We start from the raw sequence: 23,139 nt of genomic DNA, 5'->3' as shown, positions 1-23,139 counted from the left end.
GGCACCAGTCAGTCGGCGTCCGGGTGCGACCTGCGGATCCTGCCGATGATCAGGGCTGCCTGGAGGACGAAGGACTCACGCGGATCCATGGCATCCCAGCCGGTCACCTCCACGCAGCGCCTGAGCCGGTAGCGCACGGTGTTGGGATGGATGCCCAGCTTCTTGGCGGTGACCTCCAGCGAGTTGCCCGAGCGCAGGAAGGTGAGCAGGGTGGTCGGCAGGGGCCCGTCCGGATCCTGGCCGGCCAGGCTCAGGTAGACCTCCTGGTAGAGCTGGTCGGCAGCGTCCCTGTCCCCGTTCAGGGCTCGTTCGGGCAGCAGGTCGTCGGCGTGCAGTGGCCTGGGCAGGGCGGAGGTGATGGGATCGGCCACGGCCGGGGCTGCTTCGTGTGTGCTCAGGGCGGCTCGTATTGAGGCGCCCGCACCGGAGATCCCATGGTGGAGAGATCCCAGGCAGACAGCTGACTCCTCAGCAAAGAAGTGCAGGATGGATGCGCAGAAGTCGACCGGGGTGCCCGAGCGGTTTGGGTCGATCAGAACCACCATGAGCCCCTCGTTCTCGCCCACCAGTGCCCTGCCGCCTTGACGGGCCACCGTGGTGTGGATGGGATGACGGGCGTTCTCCATGCCCTGCCCCTCATCGTTGCCTTGGGCCTCGCCGACGACGGCGAAGCAGTCGAATTCGGTCGGCCAGCCCAGCCGTGCCAGATCGTCAACGGTCCGTGTATCCGCCGTTTGCTCAATCAAATGCCGGATGATCCTCGACTCCGTTGCGGCCTTGCGTCCGTTTCTTGCTTCAGCCAGGTCGGCGTAGAGAGCGGCTGCTGCGGTGGCGGCATGACGGATGTAGACCAGCGTGGACCGTTCCCCCTCGGTCCCCATGGTCCGGCCCGCCTCCTCAAGCATGTCCAGAATGACCCGGGTCAACTCCATGGCCCGGTGCGGGCCCAGGCTCCGGGAAAGCTCGGCTGGTACGGGGGAGGGGACTTCACTGCCTTCTGTGCCTCGGGCGTCAAGTCGGGAGAGCAGGTCATCCAGAGCTGTTCGAATGGCCCCCTCCAAGGTTCTGCGGCCATCGGCGGGCAGGGACCTGGCCCAAGGCAGTGTCTCATCCAGATGGTCCAGTGTCTTCCGGAGAATCTGCTCCATGGCGGTATCGGAAGCGGCAGGTGCCCAGTGAGCTTGCTGCGCCTCAGCAGGGTCGTCGTCCTGCGGCCTGGGCCGCTTCGACTTGCCGATCATGACGGCTGGTCCATCAGGTTTTCGGCGCGGGCGCGGCGGCTCTGCCGGACCATGTCCAGGATCAGGAAGGGCACCACCATGTCCACCGGCAGCATGTGCCGTTCGAAGTTGTTGGCTGGGGCGGTGATCATGACCCCCATGATCAGCAGGAGGGGGAACCAGCACAGCATCCCGCGCCAGTGGCCGGCTGCCAGTCGGGCGACGATCAGCAGCAGGGCGGCCACCACCCAGAAGTTGGCCCGTGCCACCAGGCCCAGCAGAGGGGTGTCGGCCCAGGTTCTGACGAATCCGGTCACCCCGTTGCGCCAGTCATGGCACCAGGCCGCCAGCCAGGAGCCTGAGTTCTGCACGTAGCCATTGTTCAGGTAATAGGACATGGCCACGTAGGCGGGGTCACCGGGGTCGAAGTAGCCGTAGGACTCGGCCATGAAAGCATCCAGGTAGATCACCGGGTTGCGCAGTCCCACCTGTAGCCAGGCCCGGTTCAGCCGGGACAGTTGCTCGGGCGTGACGGTTCTCCAGCGATAGACGATCAGTTTGGGCTGGTTGCCCGAGGACTTGACCCGGTCGGCCTCCCAGGGGGTGTACTGGATGGCGGCATTGTCCAGATCCATGATGGGCTCAAGGTCGGCCCTTGCCTGGGCCGGAATCCCCTGGGGATTGCGCTGGGCCACCCGGGCGATCTGCTGCAGCTGGATGCTGCGGCTCTCCACAGGGTCACCCTGGATGACCGTTCCTGTGGCCGTCAGGGTCCCGGTCACCCCCGTGAACAGGACCAGGGGCAACAGGAGTCCAATAAGGATGGTGGCCCATTGGCGACGGTGGATGATCAGGGCCAGGATCAGCTGGGCCAGAACGATGTAGAGGGCGTACTTGGCACTGATCAGCATGATCAGGGTGCTCAAGGCCAGGGCAGGCCGCAACCGGGCCGCTTGGCTGGCATAGTGAGGCGAGTCCCTGTCCTCTGACTCCAGCTGGTGCCAGATGCCGAACCACCAGATGAAGGCGAAGGCGAAGAGGGGGGACTTGGTCAGGCTGAAGGTGCTGAAGACCACAAAGGGGGAGAAGAGAAAGAAGAGCATGACCAGAGTGCGGGCCAGAGCCCCGACTTGTTCGGTTCCCTTGCCGCGCAGGAAGCGGTCGGCGGTGACGGCGCAGCAGAAGGCCGCGAAGATCACCTGCAGCCCTGCCAGGAGGACGATGCCGGCATCATAGGATCCGGTCAGATGGTTGGAGGCCATGATGGTCATCCCGTAGACCAGAGTCAGCACCATGTTGTGCTGGTCGGTCAAGAATACCGGGTGTCCCGGCAATAGGTAGTGGCCGATGGGGTAGACGTCCATCTGGGTGAAGGCATTGCTGCCGTAGGGGGGTTGATCGCCCTGCAGCTGGGCCAGGAAGTTGGCGCATTCCTGGGCCTGGGCGTACAGGTCGGCCCCGTAAGCGGCCAGCAGGGTAAGAAAGGCCCAGGCCCAGCCCAGCAGGAGCAGGCGCATGATGGGCCGCCAGCCGCTGGTTTGCCGGGTGATGAAGGCCGCGTAGGCACGCATCCGTGGGCGCTGCGCCAAGGCGGTCAGCCGCTGTGGCATTCGTAGGGGTTCGCAACCCAGCAGAATCCGGCGGCAGGCCAGAACCAGAGCCAAACAGACGGCCAGGGTTCCCAGCATGATCAGCACATGGAACAGGCCCACCTCTGTTATCGAACCTTCCTGACGGTAGATGGGGCCCAGCCCGGTGCAGCAGGCAATCCAGAGACAGGCCAGCAGGGCCAGGACCAGGCCGACGGTCCGGGATGCACGAGACCCAGGCCTGACGGTCTGCAGGGCCGAAGTCTGCGCAGGTTGCTCGCCTGCCTCTCTCGCTTGCGCCCTTCCGCTGTCTGCGCTCAAAAGAACCCCTTTCGCGGGCCATTCCTGGTGTACGGTTTCCCCATTTTATCCAGTGCCCATCCGAGGATGCGCTCAGACCTGTCCAAGGGTCTCCTGTGAAAAGATACAAAAACCGGCCGCCGCTTTTGTGGATGGTTCGCTACCGGGGCTGACCCCTTGTGCCGTATAGTGGAACGCGTGCCTCATCAGAATATCAAGTGGCAGCCATCGGCATCGCTGGATAGTGGCGTACTCTCCTCGATCGTGGTGCTCGACACCGTCGATTCGACCAATACGCTCGTGGCTCATGCTCTGGAAGCCTCGACGTATTCGGATGCGCGCGACCGGGTCGAACGGCTGTTTGGGGGCGGTGAACCGACAACGAGCACGGAGACCGTGAAGGGATTGGCCTCTGGCACAAGGGGAAAAGCCGAAAATACGCCTCGAAAAAATGCCCGTCAGGGTGTTTCTACGACTACACGGTACGAGGGAAGAGTCGCAAGTAAAGGTATTCGGCGATGGCCGGGCGCCGGGGGTAGCACCATGCCGCTGAGCGTAGCGGTTGCCGATGCGCAGTCCCGGTGCCGCGGTCGTCTTGCCCGAACCTGGGTCAATCAGCCCCGATGCTCCCTGCTGGCCACTTGGGCTCTGCCGCTGCCCACAAGCTTGCTGACTGGGCCCTTTGGCGGATGGATGCCCATGGTGGCGGGTCTGGCCGCTCTGGAGGGTCTGCAGGATGTGCTCGAGTACCACGGCTGCCCGCTGACCGACGGCGGCGACCCTGAACGGGTTCTGACGCTCAAGTGGCCCAACGATCTGTTCTGCCGCGGGGCCAAGCTGGGGGGCATCCTCTGTGAGCTGGTCCGGGTGGATCAGGACTGGTCGGCCCTGGCCGTCGGCATCGGCATCAACCTCTTCCTGCCCCGGCAGGCGCTGCCTATTGCGGAGTCCACCTCCCTGCAGCTCCATTACCGGGACCTGCCCGATTACCAGACCCTGCGCGACGACCTGGTCGATGCCATCAGCTGGCACCTGAGTGGGGAGATGGCCCCCCTTGGCCTCGACGGGTCGCTGGACAGGGCCTTGAGCGGGCCGCAGGGGCTGCGCTCGCGGATTGCCGCGCTCAGCTGGACCCTGGGCAGGCGGGTCAGGGTCGTTCCCGTAGCCGGTGAGCCCGTGGAGGGCCGTGCCCTGCAAATCAATCCGGATGCCTCCCTGCGGGTGCGGCTGCCCGATGGCGGCCAGGTTGACGTGTCCACCGCCGACGTGGGCGTCCTGCCCGAAGTGGCTGCTGTGGGGGCCTAACACCATCCTGTTCATACTTTCCGTCAGTCCAATCACCCTTGATCAACCAGTGAGGAGAGGGGAATGAAAAAACTGCTGATCGCCAACCGCGGCGAGATAGCCCTGCGGGTTGTGCGCACCGCCCAGGAGATGGGTATCGCCACCGTGGCCGTCTACGCCGACCAGGATCGCGACGCCCCCTATGCCCAGATGGCGGATGAGGCCTACCTCTTGCCTGGGGACACCAATATGGAGACCTATCTGAACGAGGACCTGATCGTCTCCATCGCCCGCAGGGCCGGCGCTGACGCCCTCCACCCGGGATACGGCTTCCTGTCCGAGTTCTCCTCCTTTGCGCGAAAGGTGATTGAGGCGGGCATCACCTGGGTGGGTCCGGACCCGGAGGTCCTGGACGAGCTGGGCGACAAGATCACCGCCTGCAAGGTGGCCGAGCGGGCCAGGGTGCCCGTGGTGCCAGGCCTGAGCGAACCCGTTACCGACATGCGCCCCCTGCTGGACTTCGCCGACGAGCACGGCTATCCGGTCATGATGAAGAAGGCTGACGGCGGCGGCGGCCGGGGGATCACCCTGATCAACGACAGCGACGAGCTGCGCACCTTCTACATGAACCACGATGCCCTTCAGGGCGGCGACCTGGGCGACTACTTCATCGAGAAGTTCGTGGATCGGGCCCGGCACGTGGAGACCCAGTCCGGCAGGGACAGCCATGGCCAGTTCACTGTCTATTCCACCAGGGACTGCTCGGTCCAGCGCCGCAACCAGAAGCTGGTGGAGGAGGCTCCGGCCCCCTTCCTGTCCGACGACGTGATCGCCCAGCTGGAGGGATTCTCCCGCCGCTTGTTCGACACGGTGGGTTACGTGGGCCTGGGCACCTGCGAGTTTCTGGTCACCCCCAGGGACGACGTCTACTTCATGGAGGTCAACCCCCGGCTGCAGGTGGAGCATACGGTCAGCGAGCAGGTCTGCGGACTGGATCTGGTCCGTGAGCAGCTTCGAATCGCCGACGGCGGCTCCCTGAACGTGGCGCCTCCGCCCCGTGGACACAGCTTCGAGCTGCGCATCACCAGCGAGGACCCGGCCACCAACCTGACCCCCAGCTCAGGAACCATCGAGTCGATTCAGTGGCCCTCCGGTCCCGGCATCCGCGTGGATTCGGGCGTCGAGGTGGGCGACACGGTCTCGCCCAGGGACGATTCCATGATGGGCAAGCTGATCGTGACCGCCCAGGACCGCCCGGCGGCCGTGGCCAGGGTCCGTCGGGCCCTGCGCGAGATGAGCATCAGCGGGGTCCCCACCCCGGCCGGCCTCTTCCAGAAGATCTTCACCAACCCCGAGTTCACCGCCGAGGATGGCCACTCCTTCGACGTGTCCACCAAGTGGCTGGAACGGGTCTACCTGAATGTGGAGCCTGCCTCCAACGGCAGCGGCCAACCCGCCTCGGTCTCCGGTGCTTCCGCCCAGGAACAGGATCGGGATAGCGATCCCATGGAGACCTACAACGTGGAAATCGACGACAAGCGGGTCAGGCTGGCCCTGCCCCAGTCGCTGCTTGGCGGCATGGGCGGCATGGGCGGCCACGGCGGCATTGCCAGGCCCCGGCAGCCCCTGCGTGGGCGCGGGCTGCGCGATCAGGAGCCCGGCGCACCCCGGCAGGATGCGGCCAGGTCCGGCGTCATCGTGGCCACCATGCAGGCGGTGGTCACCCGCATCAACGTGGCCCCCGACCAGGAGGTAGACAAGGGCGACCTGCTGGTGGTACTGGAGTCCATGAAGATGGAGAACTACGTCTATGCCCCGGCCAAGGGTCGCGTGAAGACCATCGATGTATCCGTGGCCCAGGGGGTGGATCCGGGCCAGACCCTGGTCACCCTGGATCTGGGCGGGGAGGAGCAGGCATGAGCGTCACCGAATCCACCTTGGGCGCCCAGCCGGTACGCCAGGGCATCCACCGGGCCGCCGCCCTGGCCAAGCAGGCCGAGGAGCACGCCCGTGACCGTCAGCATGCCAAGGGCAAGCAGACCGCCCGTGAGCGCCTGGACTTGCTCTTCGACAAGGACACCTTCGAGGAGGTGGGCCGCTTCGCCGGCGGCGACATCGCCGGGGACCGGGCGGGCTCTGCGGTCATCACCGGCTTCGGCCTGGTCTACGGGCGCAAGGTCGGCGTCTACGCCCAGGACTTCTCCGTTCGGGGCGGCACCCTGGGCCGGGCCGAGGGTGAGAAGATCTGCAGGCTCATGGACATGGCTCTGCGGATCAAGGTCCCCATCGTGGCCATGATCGACTCGGGAGGCGCCCGCATCCAGGAGGGTGTGGCTGCCCTGACCCAGTACGGCCGAATCTTCCGCAAGACCTGCCAGGCCAGCGGCTTCGTTCCGCAAATCTCCTTGATCCTGGGACCCTGCGCCGGCGGTGCCGTCTACTGCCCTGCCCTGACCGACCTGATCATCATGACCAAGGAGAACTCGGACATGTTCGTGACCGGTCCCGACGTGGTCAAGGCGGCCACCGGCGAGACCATCAGTATGGACCAGCTGGGCGGCGGCTACGTGCACAACACCCGTTCCGGGGTGGCCCACTACCTGGGTGAGGACGAGGCCGACGCTATCGACTATGCCAGGACCGTCCTGGCCTATCTGCCCGCCAACAGCGGCCAGGAGCCTCCCCGCTATGCCTTCATCTCCGGCCATGCCGAGCGTCAGGCCGCCAAACGACTGGCCACGGTCATCCCCGAGAACGACCGGCAGCCCTACGACGTGCTGGATGTCATCCACGCCATCGTCGACTACGGCGAACTGGTTCAGGTCCAGGAACTCTACGCCCGGTCCATCGTGGTGGGCTTTGCCTGCCTGGAGGGCCGGCCGGTGGGAATCGTGGCCAACCAGCCCATGGTGGATGCAGGCAGCCTGGATGTGGAGTCCTCCGAGAAGCTGGCCCGCTTCGTCCGCCTCTGCGACGCCTTCAACCTGCCGGTCATCACCCTGGTTGACACCCCTGGCTACAAGCCGGGCTCGGACCAGGAGCACGCCGGCATCATCCGCCGGGGGGCCAAGGTCATCTACGCCTACGCCAACGCCCAGGTGCCCATGGTCACCATCGTGCTGCGCAAGGCCTTTGGCGGCTCCTACATCGTCATGGGCTCCAAGGCCATCGGCGCGGATCTCAACTACGCCTGGCCCTCCTCGCAGATCGCCGTGCTGGGAGCCCAGGGCGCGGTCAACATCATCCACCGGCGCGACCTGCAGGAGGCCAAGGAGGCCGGTCGGGATGTGGATGAGCTGCGAAACAAGCTGGCCCAGGAGTATGAAACCAGCACTGTCAACGCCAATCTCTCCCTGGAGATGGGCGAGCTGGACGCCATGATCGACCCGGAGCAGACCAGACCGGTCCTGATTCAGGCCATGGACCTCCTGGCGGACAAGCAACGTGTCAGGGTCAACGACAAGCACCACGGCAATCAGCCTCTATGAGCTTCCCCTCGTCATTATCAGCAATTCCCAACTCTCTATGAATAGGACATCATGACCAGTACATTCTTCATCAACCGTCTCGCTGAGCAACCGCACGCGCTCATGTTCGCCGGCCAGTCCAACCCCTGGACCGTGGCCCTGGCCGATCTGCAGGGTGATCCCGACATCGACAAGGCCCTGAGGGAGCGGATGGCGGCGGCCACCGACCTGCTCAGGGCGGTCAAGCCCGACCTGCTGGCCACCAACGGCCGTCAGCTGGACCTGTTTGGCTACAAGCCTGACCCGGTCAGGCTGGGGCCTGCTGCCGACGCGGCGGTCAGCGTGCCCGGCATCGCCCTGGTACAGCTGGGCGCCCTTATGGACATGGATCAGCTGGGTTACGACGCAGCCCAGGCCCGTCCTGTGGCCCTGCTGGGGCACTCCCAGGGCATTATCGGCGTCCACATGGTACAGGAGATCCAAGCTGACGGATCCCTCAAGGCTGCCCAGGGTGCCATCGACCAGATCCTGGCCACCGCCATGCTGATCGGCGCGGCCGGCACCCGTCAGGCCCGTCGTCTGGGCATCCACCGCCAGGGTGAGGCCACCCCCATGCTTTCGGTGCGCGGCGCCACCCGTCATCAGGTGGAGGTCCTGGTCGACCGGGTGCCTGGCGCTCGCGGCCCCATCAGCGTGGCCGTGACCAATTCGGATCGCAACCTGGTCCTGTCCGGCTATCCGGAGGATCTGGCCGCCTTCGCCATCGAGGCGAGCAAGGAGAGTGAGCACCAGCGCCAACTGCGCGAAGACAAGGTCCGTGGTGGAACCGCCTTCTCGCCGGTTCTGGAGTACCTGGATGTGACCCTGCCCTTCCACTCGCCGCTCATGAAGGAGGCCGTGGATCTGAGCGTGGACTGGGCCTCCCGCTGCGGCCTGGACACCGAGCGTGCCCGGGTTCTGGCTGAGGAGGTTCTGCTCAACCATGCCGACTGGGCCGGCCGGATCGCCGAGGTCATGGACCAGCAGGATGCCGCCTCCCTCTGGCTGGTGGATCTGGGCCCGGGCGAGACCCTGGGCAAGTTGGTGGACAACCTGGTCCAGGGCACCGGCGTGGGGGTGGTCGAGGCCTCCAACCAGGCCCGGCGCGCGCAGCTTTCCACCATGGAGGAGGATCCGGCCCGGACCCAGGACTGGTCCAAGCTGGCCCCCCGTCTGCTTGAGACCCCGGCAGGTCCCCGTGTGGAGACCGCTTTCAGCAAGTTGACCGGCAAGCCCCCGGTCATGCTGGCCGGCATGACCCCGACCACCGTGGAGCCCGAGATCGTGGCCGCAGCCGCCAACGCCGGTTACTGGGCCGAGCTGGCGGGCGGCGGCCAGGTGACCGCCGAGGTCTTCGACCGCCATGTGTCTCAGCTGGAGGACCAGCTGCAGGAGGGCCGCACGGTCGAGTTCAATGCCATGTTCATGGACCGCTACCTGTGGAACCTCCAGTTCGGCAGCCAGCATATCGTGCCCAAAAAGCGCGCCTCCGGCACCCCCATCGATGGGGTGGTCATCTCTGCCGGCATCCCTGAGCTGGACGAGGCCGTGACCCTGATCCGCCAGCTCAACGAGGAGGGCTTCCCCTACGTGGCCTTCAAGCCCGGCACGGTGGATCAGATCCGCCAGGTCGTGGCCATCGCCCGCAAGGTCGCCCCCACCCACATTCTCATGGAGGTCGAAGGCGGAGCCGCCGGCGGACATCACTCCTGGGAGTCCCTGGACGACCTGCTCTCGACCACCTACGCCGAGGTCCGTGCCTGCCCCAACATCGTTCTGGTGGCCGGCGGCGGTATCGGCACGCCTGAGCGGGCGGCGGACTACATCAGCGGCCAGTGGTCCCGCGCCTACCACCTGCCGGATATGCCCGTGGACGGTGTCATGATCGGCACAGCGGCCATGACCGCCAAGGAGGCCCACACCAATCCCGAGATCAAGCGGGCTCTGGTGGCCACCCCCGGCATCGACAGTTCCACCCCCGATCCGGACCCCTTCGCCCCCATGGGCGAGAAGTGGGTGCCCAGCGGCAAGTCCGTGGGAGGCGTGGGCTCTGGTCTGAGCCATCTGCATGCCGACATCTACGAGATGGAGAACTCCTCCGCTGAGTGCGGCCGTCTGCTGGTTCGGGTCATGAAGCACCCCGAGGAGCTGGAGACCCGTCGCGGGGAGATCATCGAGGCTCTGAACAAGACCGCCAAGCCCTACTTCGGCGATCTGGAGACTATGACCTACCAGGACTGGGCCCAGCGCTTCGCCGACCTGGCCTACCCCTGGGCCGACGACACCTACATCGACCGCTTCCTGCATCTGCTGCGGCGGATCGAGGCCCGTGTCTGCGATCGTCAGAGTGGCGAGTTCGACTCCATCTTCGCCTCCAGGCAGGATGTGGCCGAGCCCGAGCAGGCGCTTCGTCGGTTGCATGAGGCCTATCCCCAAGCGGCAGAGCTCAAGGTGGTGCCCACTGATGTGGCCTGGTTCCCCGTTCTGGTGCGCGAGTACCCCAAGCCCATGCCCTTCGTGCCGGTCATCGACAACGATCTGCTGCGCTGGTGGGGTCAGGACCAGCTCTGGCAGTCCGAGGACCCCCGTTACGGCGCCGACTCGGTCAGGGCCATCCCCGGACCCATCTCCGTGGCGGGAATCACCACGGTGGACGAGCCGGTGGCCTCCATTCTGGGACGGTTCGAGCAGGCGGCCATAGACCGGGTGCGCGGCCTGGACAGCAGTCCCGCCAAGGCCTACAGCCAGCTGGCAGGCGCCGCTGATGCGCAGGAGTTCATCCGCCGCAGCCCAAACATCTCCTGGGTGGGCCATCTGATGGCCAATCCGGCTTACGGGACGGCCATGGACGACCCCAATTACACCATCACCGCCACTGGTCAGGACGACCAGGGTGAGCACTACGACTTGGACATCCACCTGGACACCTATTGGGACGACGATCCCGACGGCGGCCTGGACCGGCATGCGGTGCGCGACATCGTCGTGCCGCTGACCATCAAGAGCGACCAGGTCGGCCTCTTCCCGGTGGTCGACCGCAGCCGCCTGCCCAAGGATGTCTACGCCATGCTGGCCGACACAGCCGGCATCGGCAATACCACCATCACCGGCGACAAGCTGGAGGCCATGCCTGTCATCGAGAAGGACGATGACGACCAGGACCACCCCTTCGGTCTGGCCCACACCGGCTACACCCTGGCATCCAACCTGGGCTTCGACCATGAGGCGGCCACCGGAGGTGCCCTACCCGATGCCTTGATCCCCTCCGGCTTCGCCCCCGATGCCCTGGTGGGTCCGGCCTGGCCGGCCATCTACGCAGCCCTGGGATCCGTCTATGTGGATGGCTTCCCCATCATCGAGGGCCTGCTCAACGCGGTCCATCTGGACCACCTGATCGAGCTGGAGGTCAGCGAGAAGCGCCTGCTGGAGCATACCGGCCAGCGGATTGAACTGACCAGCTGGGCCGAGCCCTACCAGGAGTCCGCCTCCGGCCGAGTGGTGACCATCCATGTGGTCCACGCCGCCCAGGACGGGACGGTGCTGGCCCGCGAGGTCGAGCGCTTCGCCATCCGTGGCCGCGCCTACAGCGACCAGCTGCCCCAGGAGGCTCCCGAGTACGGCGGCATCAGCGCCGACACGGTGGACACACCCCGCAGGCTGCTGCGCCGTGTCACTGTCACCGCTCCCAAGGACATGACCGCCTTCGCGCGCACCTCCGGGGACTTCAACCCCATCCACACCTCCAAGCGGGGTGCCGCGGTCTCCGGCCTGTCTGCACCGCTGGTGCATGGCATGTGGCTGTCGGCCACCGCCCAGTACGCGGCCCAGGCCACTGACGAGCAGGGCGTCCACTACGAGATCGCCGGATGGACCTACAACATGTATGGCATGGTCCAACTGGGCGACAAGGTGGAGATCAGCCTGGAGCGTGTGGGCAAGGTTCGCCATGGCGGCCTGGTCCTGGAGGTCACCTGCAGGATCGACGGCCAGTTGGTCTCCCGCGGCACGGCGATTGCGCGCGCACCACGGACCGCCTACGTCTACCCCGGCCAGGGGATTCAGCAGCAGGGCATGGTCCTGGACGAGCGGGCCAAGTCGCCGGCCGCCCGTGAGACCTGGGAACGGGCCGATGCGCTGACCCGCAGCAAGCTGGGGTTCTCCATCCTGGCCGTGGTACGTGATAACCCGCACACCCTGACGGCCAAGGGGGTCACCTATCATCATCCGGAGGGTCTGCTCAATCTGACCCAGTTCACCCAGGTGGCCCTGGCCACCGTGGCCTTCGCCCAAACCGCCCGCCTGCGCGAGTCCGGCATGGACATCTGGCCCGCCTACTTCGCCGGCCACTCCCTGGGCGAGTACAACGCCCTGAGCTCCTTCGCCGGGGTCATGTCCCTGGAGACGGTTCTGGAGCTGGTCTTCCACCGCGGTTCCACCATGCACTCCCTGATCGAACGCGACGAGCAGGGGCGCAGCAACTACCGGATGGGCGCCCTGCGTCCCAACCAGTTCGGCGTGGGCGACTCCGGGGTCAAGCAGTATGTGGAGTCCGTATCCAAGGAGTGCGGCGAATTCCTGGAGATTGTCAACTACAACCTGGCCGGCCAGCAGTATGCTATAGCCGGAACCATCGCCGGTCTGGAGTATCTGCGTGCCGACGCCAACCGCCGGGCCAAGGAGGCAGGTGGCAAGCCGGCCTTCATGTACGTGCCCGGCATCGACGTGCCCTTCCACTCCACCCTGCTGCGCAAGGGGGTGCCCGAGTTCCGCGACACCCTGGATGCCTTGCTGCCCGAGCACATCGACTACTCCCGCCTGGAGGGTCGCTACATACCCAACCTGGTTGCACGGCCCTTCCAGATGACCAAGGAGTTCGCGGCTTCCATTCTGGAGGTGGTTCCTTCCGAGCGCATCAAGCAGGCGCTGGATGATCCCCAGGTCTGGGATCAGTACGCGGCCGACGACCAGAAGCTGGGCCGTCTGCTGCTGACCGAGCTGCTCTCCTGGCAGTTCGCCTCTCCTGTGCGCTGGATCGAGACCCAGGCGATCATGTTCGATGCCCCCGAGCAGGGCGGCCTGGGCGTGGAGCAGCTGATCGAGGTAGGGTTGGGCCATTCGCCCACCCTGGCCAACCTGGGCACCAAGACCCTGAAGCTGCCCGACTTCCGCGAGCGTCATGTGAGCGTCTACAACCTGGGCAGGGACGAGAGCCGGGTCTATCTGACCGACACTGATCCCATGGCCCCGGTTCAGGAGGAGCCCGCAGCTCCAGTCCAGGTCTCCAGCCCTGAACCTGCTCAGGCTGCTGCGCCCGCACCTGCATCGACTCCAGCTCCGGCTCCGGCCCCTGCAGCATCCGAGGATTCGGTTCCTGCTCCGGCCCCGGCGACCGGCGGTCCATCGGGTGCTGATGTAGCCGACCTGCCCTTCAAGGCCTCGGATGCCATCGCCGTCCTGCTGGCCTACTCCACCAAGATCCGTCCCGAGCAGATCGGGCAGACCGACACCACCGACACCCTGACCAACGGCGTCTCCTCCAGGCGCAACCAGCTGCTGATGGACATCAGTTCCGAGCTGGGCGTGGCCAGCGTGGATGGCGCAGCCGAAGCCAGCATGACCGACCTGAGCGCCCTGGTGAACAAGGTGGCCCCCAACTATCGGCCCTTCGGCCCGGTGCTCTCCGACATCGTTCGTGAGCGCATCCGCGACCTCTTCGGCCCCTCCGGCCTCAAGCTGCAGCAGGTTGAGCAGCGGGTCTCCGATGTCTGGCAGCTGGGTGCGGGCTGGGTTTCGGCCACCGTGGCCAGCCTGGTCCTGGACACCCGTGAGGGTGCATCTTCGCGTGGCGGCGACCTGGCGCTCCTGCCCACCGAAGCCGTCTCCACTGTGCCTGCAGCCAATGCGCTGATCGACCAGGCCGTTCAGCAGGTGGCCCAGCGTCACGGCGTCACGGTCTCCATGCCTTCTGCAGGTGGTGCTGCCGGCGGTGCCGTGGTTGACTCCGCCGCCCTGGATGCCTTCGCGGCCCAGGTGACCGGCTCTGAGGGTGTGCTGGCCTCTACTGCACGATTCCTCCTGGACAAGCTGGGGCTTAAGCCTCCGACCGTCCAGCCTGGCGAGAATGAGGACGCTGCCGTCGTGGCCGCCGTCGATGCCGAGCTGGGCAGCGACTGGCCCGAGCAGGTGGCGCCACGGTTCGAGGCCTCGCGCGCCGTCCTCTTCGACGATCGCTGGGCCAGCGCCCGCGAGGATCTGGCTCACATCTACCACGAGCATGACGACGACCGCAGCCGCCTGAGCTTCGTAGGAGCTGGACGCGAGGTGCATGATCAGGCCGTCTGGTACGCCGAACAGGCGCGCAACCGCGGCGAGCAGGATCTGGCCCAGGTCTTCAGCGGCATAGCTGACCAGGCCATGACCCCTGCCGACTCGGACCAGACCGCCGCACGATTCGCCAAGGATGTGGCCGTGGTCACCGGCGTAGCCCCCAAGTCCATCGCAGGATCTCTGGCTGCGGGCCTGCTGGAGGGCGGGGCGACGGTCATCGCCGTCTGCCATTCTCTGAAGCCGCAGACCGTGATCTGGGCCCGCGACCTCTACCGTCGCCATGCCGTAGGTGGTGCCCGTCTCTGGATCGTGCCCGCCAACCTGTCCAGCTACCGGGATGTGGATGCCCTGGTCGACTGGGTCGGCAATGAGCAGCGCAAGACCACGGGGGCTACGACCACCGTGCTCAAGCCCGCCTACGAGCCCACCCTGCTGCTGCCCTTCGCAGCCCCCGCCATGCACGGGACCATGGCCGACTCTGGTAGGCTCTTCGAGTCCCAGGCCCGGCTCATGCTCTGGAGCCTGGAACGCCAGATCGCCGGGTTCGCCGGCATCGGGGCGGATACCGACGTTGATCACCGTCTGCATGTGGTCCTGCCTGGCTCGCCCAACCGTGGCATGTTCGGCGGCGACGGAGCCTACGGGGAGGTCAAGGCCGCCCTGGACGCCATCGTCAACCGGTCCCGTCCCGAGCAGGACTGGTCCGGCCGGGTCACCTTTGCCCACCCGCTGATCGGCTGGGTCCGTGGCACCGGACTCATGGGCGGCAACGACCCGCTGGTCCAGGTGGTGGAGCGCCACGGCATCCGCACCTACTCCACTGAGCAGATGGCTGATTCCCTGTTGGAGCTCTGCACTGTGCAGGCCCGCCAGCAGGCTCTCAAGGCCCCGCTTAAGGCCGACCTGACCGGTGGCCTGGGCTCCAGTCCGCTGGACCTGAAGGCCCTGAAAGCTGAGGCTGCCCAGGATGACGATGCGTCGACACCGGCTCCAGCCGGAAAGCCCGGTGATGCGCCCGCAGATGCCGACAAGGATCCGGACCGGGTCATCAAAGCCCTGCCCACACCCCGGGTGCCCGCCCAGGCCCCGGTGGATATGCAGGATTGGCAGGGCGTGACCGCTCGACCCGAGGATCAGATCGTCATTGTCTCCATTGGCGAGATGGGTCCCTGGGGCTCCGGCCGCACCCGCTTCGAGGCCGAGATGGGCATCCACTCGGATGGCCAGGTTGACCTGAGCGCCGCCGCTGTCCTCGAGCTGGCCTGGAACATGGGTCTGGTCGAGTGGCAGGACAGCCCCAAGCCGGGTTGGTACGACACGGACGGCGAGCTGGTGCCCGAGCAGGACATCGCCGAGCGCTACCACGACCAGGTGGTGGCCCGCTCCGGCATCCGTCCCTTCGACGACGGCATGGGCTCTGACTACCGCCAAGGCACCAACGAGGAGGAGGTGGACGTCTTCCTGGATCACGACGTGGCCTTCTCGGTGCCCACCAAGGACATGGCCGAGGAGTACGTGGCCCAGGATCCTGACCACACCAGCATCGCCCGCGACGAGGAGTCCGGCGAGTGGACCGTCACCCGCCTGCCCGGCTCCCGCATCCGCGTGCCGCGCCGGGCCACCATGTCCAGGACCGTGGGCGGCCAGTTCCCCAAGGGCTTCGACCCGGTCAAGTGGGGCATTCCCGCCTCCATGGTCGGGGACGTGGATCAGATCGCCCTCTGGAACATCGTGACCACCGTGGATGCCTACCTGTCGGCTGGATTCACCCCGGTCGAGATCCTGCAGGCCGTGCACCCCTCCAAGGTGGCCTCCACCCAGGGAACCGGCTTCGGCGGCATGGCCTCCATGCGCAAGCTCTACCTGGACCGGTTCCTGGGCAAGGAAATCCCCACGGACATCCTCCAGGAGGCCCTGCCCAACGTGGTGGCTGCGCACGTCATGCAGTCCTACATCGGCGGATACGGCAACATGGTCCAGCCGGTCTCGGCCTGCGCCACGGCTGCGGTTTCCCTTGAGGAGGGCGCTGACAAGATCGCCCTGGGCAAGGCGGACTTCGTAGTCACGGGCGCCATCGACGACATCGGCGTGGAGTCGGTCATCGGCTTCGGCAACATGAACGCCACAGCCGACTCCGCCGAGATGTACGCCAAGGGCATCCAGCCCCGGTTCTTCTCCAGGGCCAACGATCGTCGGCGCGGGGGCTTCCTGGAGTCCCAGGGCGGCGGGACCATCCTGCTAACCCGCGGCGACATCGCCCTGCGCATGGGTCTGCCTGTGGCCGGCGTGGTCGGGTACATCCACTCCTTCGCGGATGGTGCCCACACCTCCATCCCCGCACCCGGGCTGGGGGCTCTGGCCGCGGGTATGGGCGGCAAGGACTCGGATCTGGTGCGCTCGCTGGCCAAGCTGGGCGTGAGCCCCGACGACATCGCCGTGGTCTCCAAGCATGACACCTCCACCAATGCCAATGACCCCAACGAGTCCGAGTTGCACAACACCCTGGCCCACGCCATCGGGCGGACGGACGGCAACCCGCTCTACGTCATCTCCCAGAAGAGCCTGACCGGCCATGCCAAGGGTGGTGCCTGCATCTTCCAGATCAACGGACTCACCCAGCTCTTCCGGTCCGGTGTCATCCCGGCCAATGCCTCCCTGGACTGCGTGGATCCGGTCCTGAGGCGTGACGACCATCTGGTCTGGCTGGAGCAGCCTCTGAAGGTGGGCAGGATCAAGGCTGGGCTGGTTACTTCCCTGGGCTTTGGCCATGTCTCCGGCATCGGAGTCATCGTCAGCCCTGGAGCCTTTGAGGCAGCCGTGCTCCAGACCTCTGGCCAGGAGGCTCTGGATGAGTGGCGTCGCCGGGCCAACGACCGTCTGGCCGCTGGTCAGCGCCATCTGGAGGAGGGCCGCATGGGTCGGGCCCCGCTCTATGAGCCCATCGACAACCGCCGCTTCCATGAGGACGGACACGGGTATGTGGGCCACGAGATTGAGAAGGCTATGCTGCTGGATCCCCAGGCTCGCCTGGGTGCCGACGGCTACTACGACCGGGGATGAGAGCGGCGTGAACCAGCTGGACTTCCGTCTGAAGCAATAGGCGGGAGTCCGGTGAGGGAACAGTCATTGCGATGATCGGGGAGGTGGGCCAGACGGCTCGCCTCCCTTATTGTCTTGCCATTGGGTGTGGCTGTCCCTTGTCTCCATGCCTTATGTACAAGGGCTCCCTTGCAGGTATGCGAGCTATCTGGTCGTCAGGACTTATTGGTCATCAGAGCTGTCGTATTGGCCGCATATAAGGGATTTTGTCTGAGCATTGCCCGTATGTTGCTCAACCGGCGGTGTGCTATTGCCAGGCTGCGATTGGAGCCTTTTCGCAAAAAGGTATAAAAAGTAGATGGGTGACCCAGATTTTACTTGGGATTATTGCTGGGCCACCCAAATGGCCGAACTCGTCTTGGGGGAGTGTCCGGCCTCTTACTCGTGCGAAGTTTTAGTGCTAGTGATCGCTGTAATGGAATTCCTACTGCTGAGGTTTGCTGCCATAATACTCATGGCAAGAAGCCCGATTATCATAGCCACGCCGATATTTTCCCCTTCAGCTGTGGGCAGGACGCCTACAGTCAGGGGGAGTCGCTGGTTGTTGATGTCGCCGGATCGGTCGATCGAATTGAACGTTTAGCGGATGGCCACTGTCGCCATAATTGGTTGTATGCGGGGGTTGGGGGTGACATTCCAGGTGTCATCGCCGTTTCGTATCAGTCAGGTTCTCTGCTTCTGCTCAAGGAGCATCTCAGCGGACACACCGCTTGTAGAGAAAAGGAATTGCGGCGGTAAAGCGATTGACTGCATTGAGGGGATTGCCTGTTTCTAGTGGTCTATTCGGATTGATTTCCTGGACATGAGTTTTTATGCCTGCAGCCAGGTCCTGGGAATGGAAGGCACCTATGCTGCATGGAGTGATTTGTAAGGAGTACCGCTTTATTATTCGGAACAAAGGCAGGCATAATACCCCGCGTATGCACGATGTTGTCGCCCAGCTCTCACTAATTATTGACGCCACACGGATAGGTGCCCCTCATGGGAAGCGGCAGCCAGTGAATAAGGGTAACTCGTACTGACCGAGCGTTTCCGCTCAGGAACCGCACTCATCGGTGCTCACTGCACTCGCGTGCATAGTCATATTGCAGCAAGTTATCGTTCATGTCTAAGGGAATACAAGGAACATCGCGATACAGAAAGCGACACCGCACAATCCGAATATCGTAGCCCCAGCGAGTTGCTTCATGTAATCCGGCTTGCCCCAATTGTTTTTGAGGTCATCCGAACATGCTGACAGACAATGTTTAATCACCGATATCATTTCATTCCCTTTCTTAAGAAGGAGCTGCAAGATGCAAGACTGTCAAAATAGGTAGGGTCAAATCGTCGACGCTAAAGCAGAACAAGTCGTGGCATAGGTTATGGTGGTAGCTCCGCATCAGCAAGCTAGCATCTGACCTTATCTGCAAACAAATTTCATCTCTTCATTATTAAAAGCAGAAGAACCTGGCTAACTTCTCGTCAATTATGTTTGGCTATAGTTCCCTTCTCGACTATGGTCAACTACTTGTTTTCTGCCATTCTCGTTTTTGAGAACCGCATAATAGATATCTACTGATGTTGCTGTAAATGCTATCAGAAGAATTCATGCTCATCCTGTTACCGCCAACGTGATTTTAACTTTTGCAATCAATGCTCGGGCATAGTGGAACTCCCATTCTCGAAAGATAAAGTTGTTGTGTGTGGAGAATTTGTCGACGCCAATGTCAATTATCTCTGATTTTCGTTCTCTAACATCGGATGGCAGCACGTTATCAGTCTGATTCCCCCTTGCTCTGCAAGAATGAATAATCTTGCGGAAATCTGTCAGCCAAGTTCCGTGCAGAACGTTTATTCTTTCCATGCATATCCTTCGAAAGGAGTGGTCACCGCGTGAGCATGGATGATCCCGCAGTACTCCGGCAGTCACTGGTACGCACAAGGTGTTCCTTGGATCCACGGGATTGATCCATGGATACGCAAAGAAGCGATACTGGCGACGGCGCGATCTCTTGTTCAAGGTGGATGAACCGCCTGAGACTAGTCCACCTGCCGAGGGATCAGAATTTCTGTACGGATCTTCACGATTATTCGCAGAGCAGGGGTAATCAGCGCCGGTTTCCATGGCGCCGAGGGGTTCTCCACAGTGATGTATACGTACGTTTATTGCCAAGTTCAACCGGGCGATGACCGATGTGCTGCATGTTCCGGCCGGCCCATGTGCTATGCTCTGTACCGAGCCAACGGCTTTGCGGGCGTAGCTCAATGGTAGAGCCTCAGTCTTCCAAACTGATTACGCGGGTTCGATTCCCGTCGCCCGCTCCACGATAATCGCTGATATTCCGCCATTCTTGGCGGGTTTCCTAACCTCCTGGAGCGATCAGGATCGGGCCTTACCGAGCGAGATTTTCCCGAGTTTTCGGCACTTTACGGTCTAAATGGGTACACGATAGGGTACTCGTCGAGGACTGTTAGATAGTGGCGGTTGCCAGGCGGGTCAACAGCGTCATGCCAGCGTTGTGACTCCTGCTACTGACGCAGTTGGGACGTTGCGGAGTCTTCGAGTTCTGATCGGATGATTTGCTGCAGGGGCCGATAAGGGGCATACTCGGGCCTATGGATGATGCCGGTTTTGGACAGGTACTAGGGCTGGGTCATGACCTGGTCGACCTGAAGGAGTTCGGCCGGCAGCTGGCCATGCCGGGCACGCGCATGACAAGTTTGTTTTCGCCACGGGAGCGGCGGCAGGCCCAGCAACGGGCCCAGCTCAAGCATGACGACACGGCGGCGCACTTGGCGGCTCGCTGGGCCGGCAAGGAGTCGGTGCTCAAGGCCTGGTCTCAGGCGCTGGGACCTGAGCCATCGCCCTATGGTTTAGATGATTTCCCCTGGAGCGGGGTGGAGATTCTGGACGACGGTCGGGGTCGGCCAAGCGTCAACCTAAAGTCCTCCGTACGGGCCAAGCTTCATGAATCTTTGCCTCTGACCGATAGTCAGGTCGACCAGGTGGAGTTGCTCTGGCATATCGCTCTCAGCCATGATGGGCCAGTAGCTTCAGCGGTTGTGCTTTTGTGTAGGTGCGTCTGAAATTGGGTTGGAACCTGCGGTTGTGAGACGTGAATTCTTAGCTGTCTTGTTAGTCATCTGAGACAAAAGTTACCGTAGTCGGCGCAGAGCGAGATCGTTATGAGCTCGTGACGGTTTAATATGGGGCGGAGCAGCGGGAGGAGACGCGGATCATTCGTCGCTCCCTTCACGGGAGCGTGGATTGAAATTGGAACATGCTAGTCATGTTAAGTCTCGCCATTCGTCGCTCCCTTCACGGGAGCGTGGATTGAAATTGCAAAGGCAGGCGGCGCTGGTCTCCAACTCTCGGTCGCTCCCTTCGTGGGAGCGTGGATTAGGAATGCCACTACGTATGGTTTTCTGCCTGCGGTATACCCCCCCCCCCCGTACGAAGCTTGGATTGGAAAACCGATTATGTTACTCTGAATCAACCAGACAACACTGTCTTTTAGCGGGAACATGCATTAAAACTGTTCTTTCCTCAGAACTCTGTTAAGAATTGTATTCCTTCTAAACATGAGTATGAGTTGCTGCTCCGGTATAGTGTCAATCTTTTTATGCCATTCTCTTGTCCCTAGCTGCAAGAGTGCTGTGCTCCCGGCATTCGCGAGAATGATCCCAAGCAGTGACCGGGACTTTTCGTAGTATAGAAATACTGCTGGCCCTCCCTGCAGATGCGGGGACAATCCTGCAGGGCATCGGATGGATGCACTCATGTCCGCAAAGATGAGAGGGGATGAATGGCTGTGGACGAGGATTTCATGAGAAAAATGGCAACCAAGGATAAGGCCTGTAGCACTTATGACCATATTCCCCAGAAGAGGATTGATGACTATACGTCAAAGTATCCCATTACTGATGACATGGATGATGCAGAGCGCAGAGTCTGGGATTCGCTGGATGATGAGGACAGGCGAATGATCCAGTCGGATCGTACATACTATGGGACAAACTATGGAGCTGGCTTCGGCGGCGACACCAAGGTGAGTTTCTACGATGTCCTCGGCATCAGGCAGTTCGACTGATTCATCCCCGGATTCCTTTATGCTGTTGTAATCACCAAGAGAATCGCTACTGGAGCGCTGGGGGAGAGTCCATAACCGCTTCATAGTTCTTACATGAGTGTCTAATTCTCTGGGGATGGTCCAGCCATCTGTTCGGCGAAAAATGAGAATGCTCTGTGTCCCCAGAAGGTGCGGGGATGATCCTGCGGGACATCGGATGGATGCCCTGCAGGTTCACAAAGATGAGAGGAGACGAATGGCCATGGATGAGGATTTCATGAGAGAAATGGCAACCAAGGACAAGGCCTGCACCACTCATGACAACATCCCCCAGGATCTGATCGACAGTTATGCGTCGAGGCATCCCATCACCGAGAAAATGGATGAAGCTGAGCGTCGGGTCTGGGATTCGCTGGATGATGAGGATAGGAGAATGATCCAGTCGGATCGCGTGTACTACGGTACAAATTACGGTACAGGCTGCGGTCCCGGTGACGAGTATGTGAGTTTCCGCGATGTCATCGGCATCAGGCAGTTCGACTGATTCACCCACCAAGCTCCACAGGCTGCTGCAATCAGCAAAAGAATCGCCACTGGAGCGCCGGGGAAAATCCATAACCGCTTCATAGTCCGTACATGAGTGTTTGATTCTCTCCAGCCGGAGTAATCGCATTGGTGTGCCCTGATTGAGGGTTTTGTCTGCTTTGCAGATGACTAGCAGGGTGCTTGAACACAGATTGTCATGGTTTCCAGATGCGCATGATCGGCTGGTCAGAAGATGCGGCCCGGGTGCGCATCGGATACGTGGGGGATGAGTTTGGGCCTGCAGCATTTTTGGTCGCGGAAATCAGGTGTTCCCCACGTCTGAGGGGATGAACTATACCGCTTGCAGGATGACTCCACTTATCCGCTATCGTCTGGCACGCCTGGATGCCGAGTGCCTGCGAATTGACCTTTTGCATTCTTGGGCGCGGGTGCGTCGCCCGGTATAAGCTTGTAGGCGATGTGTCCACGAGCAGCGGACTTGGAGGTGTGGTCGCCGATGGAGCAATTCGACGATGCGGATGGCGCGGAATCCGGAAGAAGCGATGCAACGGGTTCCTCAGTCGTGCAACCGCACCCGGATGAGGCGACCGCAGTGAACAAGGTTTCGGCTCATCCTGAGGCGACCATTCCGGACTCTGAATACTCCCTGGCTGAGATTGAGCAGCGCCGTGCTCGCCCGGTCCGCTGGGTGGTCTTCGCGCTGGCGATTCTCCTGGCCATCGTCATTCCTTATGGATATGGGCGCTCGCTGGCCATCAACCACACCCAGGGCGTGCTTCACTATGCCTCGGTTCTGGATCCGCGTGGCATTGCCCTGATTGCCTGGACCGTGACTGTGCTGACCTTTATGGGCATCGGCATGTCCATCATCGAGTCGTCTTCCTGGTTCTGGCGGGTGGTCTTCGTGCTGGGCCTGGCTGCCGAACAGCTGATCGCCGGCCTCTGTCTGCTCAAGATGAACTTCTGGTACAGCACCTTCGTGGTCTACCAGCATCAGGCCATCTTGGCCAACGCGGCCAACTTGGGCATCATCGCGGCCGGGCTGGGCGTGGCGGTCTTTGCCGTTATTTTTGTGGCTATCCTGGTCTGCGTGCGCAAGGATTCCCCCTGGAACACGCTGACTCACAGCTGGTCGGCACTGTCCATGTTCTTCATCATTGAACTGATTGCCATCGCCATCGTCCTCTTCGGAGGCCTCATCACCGCGGCATGAATC

The 23,139-nt window shown here is 62.9% G+C and carries 10 protein-coding genes and 1 tRNA gene; 9 read left to right on the top strand and 2 right to left on the bottom strand.

The features are described from left to right. Positions 1-8: 8 nt before the first annotated feature. Together P273_RS09480 and P273_RS0102130 are read right to left on the bottom strand one after the other, a co-directional pair. A complete protein-coding gene (locus tag P273_RS09480; protein ID WP_024626848.1) occupies positions 9-1,241 on the bottom strand; it encodes a CdaR family transcriptional regulator in 1,233 nt (410 codons plus the stop codon). Next, complete coding sequence (locus P273_RS0102130) at positions 1,238-3,130, bottom strand: DUF6020 family protein (protein WP_024626847.1); 1,893 nt, start codon at positions 3,128-3,130, stop codon at positions 1,238-1,240. Before P273_RS0102130 ends, P273_RS09480 begins: the two co-directional genes overlap by 4 nt. A gap of 522 nt (positions 3,131-3,652) precedes the next feature. Here P273_RS0102130 and P273_RS0102125 point away from each other — a divergent pair. From P273_RS0102125 to P273_RS0102070, 9 genes are all read left to right on the top strand, one after another. Next, a complete protein-coding gene (locus tag P273_RS0102125; protein WP_024626846.1) occupies positions 3,653-4,414 on the top strand; it encodes a biotin--[acetyl-CoA-carboxylase] ligase in 762 nt (253 codons plus the stop codon). A 63-nt stretch (positions 4,415-4,477) separates the two neighbouring features. Beyond that, positions 4,478-6,313: a biotin carboxylase N-terminal domain-containing protein gene (locus P273_RS0102120; protein ID WP_024626845.1), complete on the top strand. Its 1,836-nt coding sequence runs from the start codon at positions 4,478-4,480 to the stop codon at positions 6,311-6,313. Continuing rightward, complete coding sequence (locus P273_RS0102115) at positions 6,310-7,881, top strand: acyl-CoA carboxylase subunit beta (protein WP_024626844.1); 1,572 nt, start codon at positions 6,310-6,312, stop codon at positions 7,879-7,881. The genes P273_RS0102120 and P273_RS0102115 overlap by 4 nt, the downstream gene beginning before the upstream one ends. Positions 7,882-7,932: 51 nt before the next feature. Further along, positions 7,933-17,286 carry a type I polyketide synthase gene (locus tag P273_RS0102110; RefSeq protein WP_024626843.1) on the top strand — a complete coding sequence of 3,118 codons (9,354 nt, stop codon included), beginning with the start codon at positions 7,933-7,935 and terminating at the stop codon, positions 17,284-17,286. A 2,272-nt stretch (positions 17,287-19,558) separates the two neighbouring features. Then, a tRNA-Gly gene (locus tag P273_RS0102090) sits at positions 19,559-19,632 on the top strand. Positions 19,633-19,923: 291 nt separating this feature from the next. After that, positions 19,924-20,394, top strand: coding sequence for a holo-ACP synthase (locus tag P273_RS0102085; protein ID WP_024626841.1), 471 nt, complete (start codon positions 19,924-19,926; stop codon positions 20,392-20,394). A 740-nt stretch (positions 20,395-21,134) separates the two neighbouring features. Then, on the top strand, positions 21,135-21,398 hold the full coding sequence (locus tag P273_RS0102080; RefSeq protein WP_253269551.1) for a hypothetical protein: 264 nt from the start codon (positions 21,135-21,137) through the stop codon (positions 21,396-21,398). A 256-nt stretch (positions 21,399-21,654) separates the two neighbouring features. Then, entirely contained in the window at positions 21,655-21,921 is a 267-nt protein-coding gene (locus tag P273_RS0102075; RefSeq protein WP_229131898.1) for a hypothetical protein, read from the top strand. Between the two features lie 498 nt (positions 21,922-22,419). Further along, positions 22,420-23,136 carry a hypothetical protein gene (locus P273_RS0102070; protein WP_024626838.1) on the top strand — a complete coding sequence of 239 codons (717 nt, stop codon included), beginning with the start codon at positions 22,420-22,422 and terminating at the stop codon, positions 23,134-23,136. Positions 23,137-23,139 lie beyond the last annotated feature (3 nt).

The sequence above is a fragment of the Bifidobacterium sp. A11 genome (genome assembly GCF_000499185.1).
GTDB classification, from domain to species: domain Bacteria; phylum Actinomycetota; class Actinomycetes; order Actinomycetales; family Bifidobacteriaceae; genus Bombiscardovia; species Bombiscardovia mizhiensis.
This window is presented reverse-complemented; position numbering and strand designations above follow the sequence as displayed.

What these genes read in the sequence shown, in the direction of transcription:
- P273_RS09480 (WP_024626848.1), bottom strand. Translation starts at nt 1,241, where the DNA reads ATGATCGGCAAGTCGAAGCGGCCCAGGCCGCAGGACGACGACCCTGCT.
- P273_RS0102125 (WP_024626846.1), top strand. Translation starts at nt 3,653, where the DNA reads ATGCCGCTGAGCGTAGCGGTTGCCGATGCGCAGTCCCGGTGCCGCGGT.
- P273_RS0102120 (WP_024626845.1), top strand. Translation starts at nt 4,478, where the DNA reads ATGAAAAAACTGCTGATCGCCAACCGCGGCGAGATAGCCCTGCGGGTT.
- P273_RS0102115 (WP_024626844.1), top strand. Translation starts at nt 6,310, where the DNA reads ATGAGCGTCACCGAATCCACCTTGGGCGCCCAGCCGGTACGCCAGGGC.
- P273_RS0102110 (WP_024626843.1), top strand. Translation starts at nt 7,933, where the DNA reads ATGACCAGTACATTCTTCATCAACCGTCTCGCTGAGCAACCGCACGCG.
- P273_RS0102085 (WP_024626841.1), top strand. Translation starts at nt 19,924, where the DNA reads ATGGATGATGCCGGTTTTGGACAGGTACTAGGGCTGGGTCATGACCTG.
- P273_RS0102080 (WP_253269551.1), top strand. Translation starts at nt 21,135, where the DNA reads ATGAGAAAAATGGCAACCAAGGATAAGGCCTGTAGCACTTATGACCAT.
- P273_RS0102075 (WP_229131898.1), top strand. Translation starts at nt 21,655, where the DNA reads ATGAGAGAAATGGCAACCAAGGACAAGGCCTGCACCACTCATGACAAC.
- P273_RS0102070 (WP_024626838.1), top strand. Translation starts at nt 22,420, where the DNA reads ATGGAGCAATTCGACGATGCGGATGGCGCGGAATCCGGAAGAAGCGAT.